General features: G+C 51.1%; 7 protein-coding genes and 1 pseudogene. 5 read left to right on the top strand and 3 right to left on the bottom strand.

Annotation, left to right across the window (positions count from 1 at the left end; all coding sequences use genetic code 11):
* Positions 1-311: 311 nt before the first annotated feature.
* Together BZG79_RS06705 and BZG79_RS06710 are read right to left on the bottom strand one after the other, a co-directional pair.
* The gene (locus tag BZG79_RS06705) at positions 312-3,719 is read right to left on the bottom strand and encodes a hybrid sensor histidine kinase/response regulator (protein ID WP_077774020.1); all 3,408 of its coding nucleotides are present in this window, start codon (positions 3,717-3,719) and stop codon (positions 312-314) included.
* Between the two features lie 290 nt (positions 3,720-4,009).
* Positions 4,010-6,529 (bottom strand): Rne/Rng family ribonuclease, encoded by a 2,520-nt coding sequence (locus tag BZG79_RS06710; protein WP_108743244.1) that lies wholly within the window; start codon positions 6,527-6,529, stop codon positions 4,010-4,012.
* 765 nt (positions 6,530-7,294) lie between these two features.
* On the opposite strand from BZG79_RS06710, the gene rluC reads away from it, so the two are divergent.
* Complete coding sequence (rluC, locus tag BZG79_RS06715) at positions 7,295-8,245, top strand: 23S rRNA pseudouridine(955/2504/2580) synthase RluC (RefSeq protein WP_077646599.1); 951 nt, start codon at positions 7,295-7,297, stop codon at positions 8,243-8,245.
* Positions 8,246-8,377: 132 nt separating this feature from the next.
* The gene (locus tag BZG79_RS06720; RefSeq protein ID WP_077774021.1) at positions 8,378-9,061 is read left to right on the top strand and encodes an HAD-IA family hydrolase; all 684 of its coding nucleotides are present in this window, start codon (positions 8,378-8,380) and stop codon (positions 9,059-9,061) included.
* Here the strand turns inward: BZG79_RS06720 and BZG79_RS06725 are convergent.
* Positions 9,054-9,647 carry a nucleoside triphosphate pyrophosphatase gene (locus BZG79_RS06725; RefSeq protein WP_077461213.1) on the bottom strand — a complete coding sequence of 198 codons (594 nt, stop codon included), beginning with the start codon at positions 9,645-9,647 and terminating at the stop codon, positions 9,054-9,056. The two genes, BZG79_RS06720 and BZG79_RS06725, sit on opposite strands and share 8 nt — an antisense overlap.
* Before the next feature lie 204 nt (positions 9,648-9,851).
* On the opposite strand from BZG79_RS06725, the gene yceD reads away from it, so the two are divergent.
* The 3 genes and pseudogenes from yceD to BZG79_RS06740 form a co-directional block, all read left to right on the top strand.
* Complete coding sequence (gene yceD, locus BZG79_RS06730; protein ID WP_021023156.1) at positions 9,852-10,382, top strand: 23S rRNA accumulation protein YceD; 531 nt, start codon at positions 9,852-9,854, stop codon at positions 10,380-10,382.
* 5 nt (positions 10,383-10,387) lie between these two features.
* Positions 10,388-10,558, top strand: coding sequence for a 50S ribosomal protein L32 (rpmF, locus tag BZG79_RS06735; RefSeq protein ID WP_021023155.1), 171 nt, complete (start codon positions 10,388-10,390; stop codon positions 10,556-10,558).
* A 9-nt stretch (positions 10,559-10,567) separates the two neighbouring features.
* Positions 10,568-10,800: pseudogene (locus tag BZG79_RS06740) on the top strand (phosphate acyltransferase); the annotation flags it as partial.

Raw genomic sequence — 10,800 nt, forward strand, 5'->3', positions numbered from 1 at the left:
TAATGATAGTGAGGACAGGCACTTTGTTCTGACACTTCGTTCTGATCGATGATAGTGAGGACAGGCACTGCGATGATAGTGAGTGATAGTGAGTATTGATAGTGAGGACAGGCACTGTATTGGTGATAGGGAGTGAGAGAGATATCGGGGACAGACACTTCGTTCTGATAGTGAGGACAGGCACCTTATGACTAAGGTGCCTGTCCTCGAAAGGAGCTAAAACGGCATGGACTTAACGTGTCTGTCCTCCTAAAGGGAAAAGTGCCTGTCCCCGGAAGGGGAGGCACTTTATTGCGTTGGTGGGTGTGTTGTTAATCGTCTAACAGTAGTTGGCGCAGTTGTTGGTAGTAAGATTCTAGCTGAGTGCGGGTGGTGCTACGTTTGTCGCAATGATCGAGGATAAAGCGAATGGAATTCAGCACAGTGCGCCACCTTGGCGTTTTGGGAAGGGTTTCTAGCAAGAGGTRCTTGTCTAAAGTGCGCGTTTGTAAGCTGCTACGATCAAGGTATACGCGCCATAAGCCGCTTTGTTCGGCAAAGTCGAACTTGGTTTTGCCGGTGGCTTCTTCCCAGTAATCTAACCCTGCAATCATGGCTTCGACAATGAGCTGCCTACGGGTGTTGATTTTACTTTCTTGTTGATGTTCAGCTTTTTCTGCCAGCGCCTCAAACTCACCGCCCATGGCTTTTAATGCGTCCAGTTGGCGAATGTCGCCGCCTAATGCATACCCAGAGAGGGCTTCAATCGCACTTTCAAGGCTTTGTATACGGGTTTGAGAAACGGGGGCATCGTTGTTGATCACGTAGAGGCTGTCGATATCAGATTCTGCAGGAAAGCGTAACAACATGCCATCAAGGTGCTCAGGCGTTCCGTCAATAAAGGCGGTAAGTGGCCCTTGATAGCGTTCGCTATGTTGGGCGTGGTCGGGGGCGGTAACGAGCGCGTGGCCGTGCATGCGTTTTACGTCTTCTTTATCGCGCTTAAACAAGCGTGCTGCCGCTTCGTTGACGAACCTAACTTGGCCATCACGACTCATGCCGAGCATGGCTTCGGGCGCAAGAGACAGCTGTGAGATCAGCCAAGATTGTGTTTCGAGCAGGCTGGCTTGTTGTTGTGCGCTTTGCTCTAGTGCCTGTTCAAGGCGTTGATTTTCTTGGCGTCGCTGCTCAGCTTGACTTGCGGTCAGGTGGGTGGCAATCCGTGCGGCCAGCTCTCGTTTATCAAAGGGTTTACTGAGGTAATCATTCGCACCCACGCTAAAGCCATAGACCCTGTCATCCGGCTGGTTGAGTGCAGTGAGCATAATGATGGGAAGTGCGGCATGATCGAAGTGTGTCCTGAGTTGCTCGCAGACGTCAAAGCCACTCATTCCCGGCATCAGTACATCCAAAAGTACCAGATCTGGCGGTGTGGCGATTACGTTATCTATCGCAGTGCGGCCATCGCTGGCGGTTGAAACACGGTAGCCTTCCATGTGAAGAAAGCTGGTTAGGATTTGTTGATTGGTCGGCTCATCATCGACAACCATAATATGCAGCGCGTCTTCGGCTGGAGCGGGGACGCTGGCTTCAGCTGGCTCGGGGAAGCGTTGATCCGCGTCTAAGGGGTGGATATGCTCGGACATCGAGATATGCTGATCAGTCTCATCCGTCAGTGCGGGCATTTCATGTGCTTTGGCAAGCGTGAAACTGAACGTGGTTCCGACCTGTGGTTGACTACTGACATAGAGTTGACCGCCCATCAGTTCAATCAGTTGTCGGCTAATCGATAGTCCTAGACCCGCACCGTGTTGATAGTGATAGTGGCCGCTTACTGCTTGGGCTAGCGGCTCAAAGACTCGGCTGAGTTGTTCGGCGGGGATCCCTTTGCCGGTATCAACCACTTGAACGCGAATACGGTCATCAATGGTATCGGCACTGATCACTATTTTGCCTGCTTCGGTGAACTTGATCGCATTGCCAAGCAGATTGTACATAACTTGCTCGAGCCGTTGCGGATCGGCGTATACCCATACTGGCGAATCGCTCAGCTGGTTGATGATCTCCAAGGGTTTATCTTTTTTAAGGTGCTTGGCGAGTGAAAGGACTAATTGTGTCATTGCGTTAACATCGACAGGGCATTGTTCGAGACCCAGTTGTCCATAACGCATTTTGTGATAATCGAGAAGATCATCAACCAGTTTTGCTAGCCGTTGACCACTGTTAACGATGATCGACAATTGGTATTGGTGCTCGCGACTAATTGGGCCGTTCGCACCATCAATCATTGCTTCTGCAATACCTATCATACCGTGTAGCGGCGTGCGTAGTTCATGTGACGTGGTGGCGAGGAACTCATCTTTTAGCGTGTTGGCCAACTGCAGCTCTTGGTTCTGAGCTTTGATGATGGTGAGGTTGGCTTCTAAGGTTTGATTTTGCTTTTGAATTAACTGGATTTTCTCGCGAATGGCATGACGCATGCGCGCAAAACTCACTGCTAGCCGACCCACTTCATCAGGCCGGCGTGTGTGATGGATTTGGGTGTCGAGATCACCGGCACTGACTTTTTCGGCGGCCCACGTCAGCTGAAGGAGCGGTCGAGTAATAAAGTTAGACACATAATGCGATGCAACGACCACGGCGAGGGTCGCGAGCAGCATAGCGACAATAAATAGCTGCTCTAATTGGTGGATCCGTGCAAACGCAACTTGCGTGGGTACCTCGGCGACGAGTCCCCACTTTAAACCATGGCTATCAATGGGGGTATAAGCGGCGAGTAATGTGTTGCCCGAGGGGCTTTGGTAACGGGTGACACCTGTGTTCCCCGCTAGCGCCTTGTCCATCACTGGCGTGCTGTTGGTGATCGCTTTAGAGGTTGCTGATTGCGCACGTACTTGGCCGTCTTTTCCCACCAATAAGGTTTGAATACCATTGGACTCTCTCGGCGCCATTAATGTGGCAAGAGCCTGGTTGGGTAGCCGAAACAGGGCATAACTATGAAGGTATCCTTGTTGAATAATCGGTGCACCTAGCCAAGCTACGGGTATCCCATCTTGCTCGGGTGAGAAATCTGAAATAACGACATGTGGCGTCGGGTCAAGTTTGCCTTGTATCTTTTGGCTGTGCTGTGTCAAGACTGAGAAGGTGTGCCCCAATGAGGTATCTCGGAATGGCCCTGTGATTAAATTGGTGCCGTAGTTGGCGTATTTTTTCACCGAGTAGGTGACGTTGCCTTGTTTATCGACGAGTAAAGCATCATCAAAATCCGCGCGTGCCAGTAACGCCTGATAAGCGCGATGATAGCGTTGATGGAGCAGCCGATAACGCTCAGTGGCTGAATAGTTGGGATCGTCTTTGGCGACGGGCGTTTTTATTATATTCCCTGACTCGGGAAGATAACGGCGTTGGGCGTATTGACGGGCTTGTTCAATGTCAGGGCGTAAGCGGCGAAATGCATCGATCAAACCATAAAAATGGCCGCCACTGGCATAGGCTAGCTCAGAGGCCACAAAGCCAAGCACTTCGGCTTCTTGGGCATTCAAGTAATCATTGATTTGCTGCTGCTTACTGTCTCGAACCGATAAAAGGTGCGCGGTACTTTGCTTTTGCAGATCCTGGCTATAAGCATTTAAAAAAAACAATGCCACCAAAGTGAGTGGAAGAAGGCTTAATAACAAGAATGCCAGCATCAGGGTATGATGAAGGCGTTTAAATGGGTAGACAGCGAGAAACTTCTTCATAATAAACAGCATTTTCCCTACAGCACTTTAATAAAGGTTGTGGGTTCACTCGTCCTGTCTGAGTCAATGTTAACGTGAATAATCAGGCTTGAGGAACGCATCCTGTTACGACGTTACTGCGTTTTTTCGCTTTGACAAGGAAGTATCGATAGAAGCGTGTTGATTGACGCACTTTTCTATGTATCGCTGCAAGTGAGGGTAGGGTGACAGGTATTGCGTCGGCGGAATAAATCTAAAAAAAGGCCTCAGCATATGCCGAGGCCTTTGAAGAATGCCGTTAAGCCTAGCGATTAGTGCTGGGGCTTGGTCGCAGGCGCATACGCTGATGCACGAGCGCAGGCACTACCTGCTGCTTTGGCGTCTGCGTTTGGCGCGTTAAACGCGGCGATAGCCACAGGGCTGTGATCGACTGTCTCATTCGGTGCCGGCGCTTTCATCATCGGTGATGTTGCGCGGCGATATTGGATAGTGGCGGTCGGTGCATTGATTGCCACCTCGCGCTCAATCACTTTCTCGGTCACTAAATCGACGTTCGGATCATGCTCCGGTGTCGTGGCCGGTGCGGGTGAAACGGCTACTTGCGGTGTGGCTTCCACCTCAGGCGTCTGCACGGGCTGCACAACAGGCTTCTTCTCAGCCGCGGGTGTGCCTACAGAAGATGCAGGGCGGGTTGAGACGGGGGCCGCGTCAGCCGGTTTGCTTTGCATGATAATGACTTTACCCATCGCCATTTCAGGACGCGCCACACCACTTACAATACCACTCACACTCGGTTGATGGGTTTGGCGTTTATCTTGGCGACGGCGATCTTGCTTCACCTTGACCGGTTGCTCTGCTGACCACACTTTACCCATTGCCATTTCCGGTGAGGCCATACCCGTGGTGAGCGGCATTGGGCTTTTCACTATTGGACGGCGACGACGACGCTGGCCACTGGCGCGAAGATGGCGAGGTGAGCGACGGTTACGACGCTTGTCCTGCTGGCCTTCTTTTTTGCCGTTTTCCGGTTGCTGTTTCGCTTGTTGGGCGACTTCGGCACCGACTTGATGCAAGTCTTTGCCTGGCTCGGCGGCAGTCTCGACCGGCGCGTGTGTCTCTACGATGTCTTTATTAATCCGCACGCTACGGTTTAGCTTACGACGTTGACGGCGCTGTTTAACCTGTTCGGTTTTTTCCGCCTTCTGATCGTTGGGCTTCTGACCTTTAGTATCCGCTTTTTCAGCTTGCGGTTTCGCCGCTTTACTGTCGTCTTGTGGTTCGACCGCTGGTGCTTGCTCTGCGGTTTTCTTCGCTTTATCGCTACGGTTATCGTTGCGAGGCTTCTTGCCTTTACGATTGGTGTCGCGACGTTCTTCTTGGGATTTATTCTGACGACGTTGCTTATTGTTACGACCGCGATCGTTACTGCTGTTATCGCTTTGCTCGTCTTGCGCATCGGGCTTATGGTTGCTAGCCGATGGGTTGCTTCGCGATGAGTTGCCACGCGATTGACTACCACGAGACTGATTGCGACGATTTTGTTGGCCGCGTGATGATTTCTGACCTTGTTCCTGACTTGATGCTTCAGGCTTTTGTGTGGTTTGGCTCGTCGCCTCATCACTGGCAGGCGCGCTAAATAGCTTAGCAATAAACTGACCGACTTTTGCCAATAATCCCGGTGTTGTCGCTTTAACGGATGCCTCGGTCGACGCCGTTTGAGCTGGCGCACTTGGCGCTGGTGTCGCGGGTGCGGCAAAGCCTTGGAGAACAGGCTCTTCACGTTTTTTCGCTGGACGTGCTTGTTGTGGCTCTTCGCGGACATTGTGGTACTTCTCAATGTGCTGGACGGAGCGGCGTTTTTCGTTGAGCAGATAAGAGGCCACAGGGACAGGAACAATACCGAGTACTTGTGCGGTGTTTTCCTTCATTGCCTCTTCTTCCATCAAACGAAGGATAGAAAGAGACAGTGACTCGTTATCACGAATGACGCCTGTTCCCTTACAGCGTGGGCAAATATGATGACTGGCTTCCGCCAATGAAGGGCTTAAGCGCTGACGCGACATTTCTAACAAGCCAAAGCGCGAGATGCGGCCGATTTGTACGCGAGCACGATCCATACGTACCGAATCGCGGAGCATGTTTTCGACTTCGCGTTGATGACGTACTGGGGTCATGTCGATAAAGTCGATCACCACCAGGCCGCCCAAGTCACGCAAACGCAATTGGCGGGCAATTTCTTCTGCCGCTTCGACGTTGGTTTGGCGAGCTGTCTCTTCGATGTCGCTGCCTTTGGTGGCTCGGGCAGAGTTAATATCGATAGACGTCAGTGCCTCGGTCGGATCGATAACAATCGAGCCACCGGATGGCAAGCGTACTTCGCGTTGGAAGGCCGATTCGATCTGGCTCTCGATTTGATAATGGCTAAAGAGTGGAACCTCGCCATCATAAAACTTGATGCGGCTGACAAAGTCAGGACGAACCAGCTTGATGTGTTCTTGCGCCCGTGTGAAGACTTTTTCGCTGTCGATCAAAATCTCGCCAATGTCGCGACGCAAGTAGTCACGGATTGCGCGCGCAATCACGTTACTTTCWTGATGGATAAGGAAAGGTGCAGGGTTTGCCGCTGCCGCTTCTTTCACCGCTTGCCAATGGTTAAGAAGCACTTTTAAATCCCACTCGAGCTCTTCGGCCGATTTGCCGACCCCAGCCGTGCGGACAATCAGCCCCATGCCTTGTGGCAGCTCGAGGCCGGACATGGCTTCTTTCAGCTGGCTGCGTTCTTCGCCTTCGATACGGCGAGAGATACCGCCTGCACGCGGGTTATTTGTCAACCAATGCGACGCGCAACTCTTCTTTCTGAGTTGCGTTAATCAACATTCTTTTCATCTGATTTTTCTCATTTATTTATCGTTGTTATTAGCGGTTGATGACGAGAGCAGTCGCCAATGCTGCCTGACCCCAAGTCTGATATGATGCAGCCTCCCGGCTGGAGAAAATCAGGGGTGCGCTCGGGCAAGTTTTAATCGGCCAGCTGCAACGGTTTTTATGGCTCACCGGATTACACAGTTGGCGTCCGCCGTTTTTTACCGATGGCGGAGAGCTCTGACACTGACTCACTGCCTCGTGTCAACACACTAACGGGTGCTTTGGGTTTACGTCTTACGCCAATTGCCGCGTAACGCCTTAAAAGCATTCGGAATTATGGTGCTATTGCGGGATTAACCGCATGACGGTTACCGACTGCTCGATTCGCAACCGCACCACTCGCGTTTTTATACCCCGAGCGCCACGTGTTTGCCAAGCGCGATATCTCTATCGCAGGCGATAAACCGTGTGTCAGCTAAGCGTTTGCTTTTCTGACTAACGCCGCAACTATAGCAGGGAGACCAGAGTCCAGCAATCGGCTTTATTGGCTTATGTTGCCTTGATAGAAAAACCCAGTGAATATGGCGTTTTTTTGCACGATTGCCCGGCAGGAAGAGAGCGGAATTCAACGGATTTTGCCGCGATTTTGCGGCATAGCTATCACGTGATTTAACGGCTTTAGTACGCTCAACAGGTGCATGTCAGCACACTTAGAGGTAGAATAATAAGTTATGACAGAACAAAAATCTCAAGTGCGATTTATCGACATCGATGATGATATCGCCGGCCAACGTATTGACAATTTTTTGCGAAATCAGCTGAAAAATGTCCCGAAAAGTATGATTTATCGCGTGCTTCGTAAAGGCGAAGTGCGAGTTAACAAAAAACGGATAAAACCGGAATATAAACTCCAACCGGGAGATGTGGTGCGCGTGCCACCTATTCGTCTTCCCGACAAAGATGAAAAAGCCGCACCCAGCACCAAGTTAGACAAAGTAGCGGCGCTTGAACATTGTATTTTGCATGAAGACGATCATCTGTTAGTGCTTAATAAGCCATCGGGGACCGCAGTGCACGGAGGCAGTGGATTGCAATTCGGTGCCATTGAGGCCATGCGTGCATTGCGACCTAAGGCGCGTTTTTTAGAGCTGGTTCATCGGATTGACCGTGACACCTCAGGGATTTTATTGATTGCGAAAAAACGCTCGGCACTGCGACATTTACAGGCGCAGTTTCGAGAAAAGACGGTGCAAAAAGAGTATTACGCGTTAGTCATGGGCAAATGGCCAGCCAAACAGCGCAAAGTCACCGCACCGCTATTAAAAAATGAGGTGAATAGCATTGTGCGTGTTAACCCTAAGGGGAAACCGTCTGAAACGCGTTTTAAAGTGATTGAAAGCTTTGCTGACGCTACCTTGGTGCAGGCTAGCCCTGTGACGGGACGAACGCATCAAATACGGGTACACGCGCAGTATGTCGGGCATCCTTTAGCATGGGATGATCGCTATGGTGATCCGCGCTTTGATGCATACACCCGGTCAGTCGGGCTGGATCGCTTGTTCCTTCATGCTGCCAATATCCGTTTTGTGCATCCGGGGAATGAAGACACCATGACGCTCAGCGCGCCGATGGAGCCCAAGCTTGAGCGTGCCCTTGAAGGGCTACGGGCGAAAAACGCATAATTTTTTCCGTATTCCCAGATCGTCAATACGCAGTATTTTGTCGCTGCGTCTTGCAACAGTAAGTGTTGAGAACACGAGGTAAAAATGCACATTGAACCACCGACTACTGTTGATTGTGATGCGGCGTCAAATATGGCAATAAGAAAGCCGCATCCTGCCATTGCCTCTTATTCGTTACTGATTTTTGATTGGGACGGTACGGTGATGGATTCCATTGGACGGATTGTGTCTAGCCTTGATAGTGCAGCACGTTTAACCGGCCAGTTACCGGTGTTACCGCCTGAACGCTTGCAAGCCATGATCGGTTTAAGTTTGGAAAAGGGCTATCAATTGCTCTATCCCGACGCTGATCCGGCTTGGTATCCGAGCTGGATTGCGCATTATCGTCAGCAATTTGTCCACGACAATCCGACACCGTGCCAGCTTTTTCCTGGCGTCAAAGACACATTAGTGGCATTAAAAGCACAAGGCTTTCAATTAGCGGTTGCTACCGGAAAATCACGAGCAGGCTTAGATCGGGCTATGGCAGAGACAGGCACGCAGGATTTATTTGTTGCGACGCGTTGCGCGGATGAAACGGTATCTAAACCTGACCCACAAATGCTAGACGAAGTGTTAGCGCAAACAGGTATCGCGCGCGAGAAAGCGATTATGATCGGTGATACGGGCCATGACATGCAGTTAGCCGTGAATGCGGATATGGCACGGTTGGCTGTTACCTGGGGCGTTGAAGATCACGCTAGCCTAAAGACCTTTGGTCCCGTTGCTGTATTGGACAGCCTCACAGCATTGATAGATCACGCGCCGGTTAGATAACCCTAATCCTTTCTTTCTCTAACATCTCGCGTAGCCGAATCAGTGGCAGCCCCACTAATGTATTGGGATCGCGGCCATGCATGGCGTTAAAGAGGGCAATCCCTAAGCCTTCGCATTTAAAGCTGCCCGCGCAATCGAGCGGTTGCTCGATATCGATGTAGCGGACAATCTCCTGCTCGGTGAGCTCACGGAAATCGACATGAAAAGGTTCAACGTCCGATTGATGCTCACCGGTTTCACTATTAATCACCGCCAGCCCCGTGTAAAAAGTTACTTTCTTGCCGCTGGCGCGCTTTAACTGCTCAATGGCGACGTCTCGCTCATGCGGCTTGCCTAAGACTTCCTCGTCAATCACACACACTTGGTCAGAGCCTATAATGATGGCGTTATCGAACAGCGGCATCCCGGCCATCGCTTTTTCGAGTGCGAGCCGTTCCACTAAGTCAGTGGCGCGTTCGTTCTCGAGTCGACTTTCGTCAATGGCAGGTGAAAAAGTCGAAAAGGGGAGGGCGAACTTTTTTAAGAGGGCCTGGCGGTAGGGGGAGCTTGATGCCAGCACAATTTTTGGCGGTTGTGTGGTATGCATGACCGTTCCTTTTTTAAGCGCGCCAGTGTGTCTAAACGACTCGCGCGTGATCGATTTTTGTTAATTGTTCGCACTCAGTCTAACCTGAAAAGATAACTTGCGCGATGTCGGCAAACCGGCCGAGTGGCTATCGAGCCTAAACAGCGACGCGTAGGTAACATTTTCTTTGACTCCAGCGCATTTGGAGGCTAATATTCGCGCCCTATGCAGAAGGTAAAGCTACCGCTGACGGTTGATCCGTTCCGTTGCGCCCAAAAGCAACTCGACTACGATGGTATTGTAGACAAGTCGCGATTGTTGCGCCTCGGTGAGGCAACCCAAAGCATCGATAGTGATGCAGAGGTCATGCTTTCATTCGACATTGATGCCCAAGGCTTGAAAATTGTAACGGGTCGAGCAGCCGTTTCAGTGAGTCTTGAGTGCCAACGTTGTTGGGGGCCGTTCTCGTATCGCTATGAAACTGAATTCGTTTATAGCCCGGTTTTCAATGAAGACCAGGTGGGCAATTTACCGGATGCTTATGAGCCGGCATTAGTCGACGAAAACGGTGAGATTGATCTGATTCAATTGGTCGAAGACGAGTTGATTGTGGCCTTGCCACAAGTCGCCATGCACGAAGATACAGACTGCAAAGTCAGTACGGACAACATGGTGTTCGGGGAAATCCCACTTGCTGATGAGCGTCCAAATCCGTTTGCCGCACTAAAAAACTTAAAGCAAAGTAACGAGGAGTAGGGTCAATGGCCGTACAAAAGAACCGTAAAACCCGTTCTAAGCGTGGTATGCGTCGTTCACACGATGCACTGGGTACTCAAGCTGTATCTGTAGACAAAACCAGCGGTGAAACTCACCTGCGTCACAATGTGACTGCAGACGGTTTCTACCGTGGCCGCAAGGTTATCAACAAGTAAGGTCGACCCTTGACTAGGCTAACCATTGCACTCGATGCGATGGGCGGGGATTTTGGTCCCCAAGTCACAGTGCCTGCCTCCGTGCAGGCATTGTCGCGTTTTGCGGACCTAAAAGTGATGCTAGTGGGCGATGAATCTCGCATCCAAGCGTCGCTTCGTCAACTTAATGCCCAGCATCATCCCCGACTATCCATCGTCCATGCCCCGGACGTAATCCCTAATGATATGCGCCCGTCTACCGC

This window comes from Salinivibrio sp. MA427, assembly GCF_001996115.1.
Classification (GTDB): Bacteria; Pseudomonadota; Gammaproteobacteria; order Enterobacterales; family Vibrionaceae; genus Salinivibrio; species Salinivibrio costicola.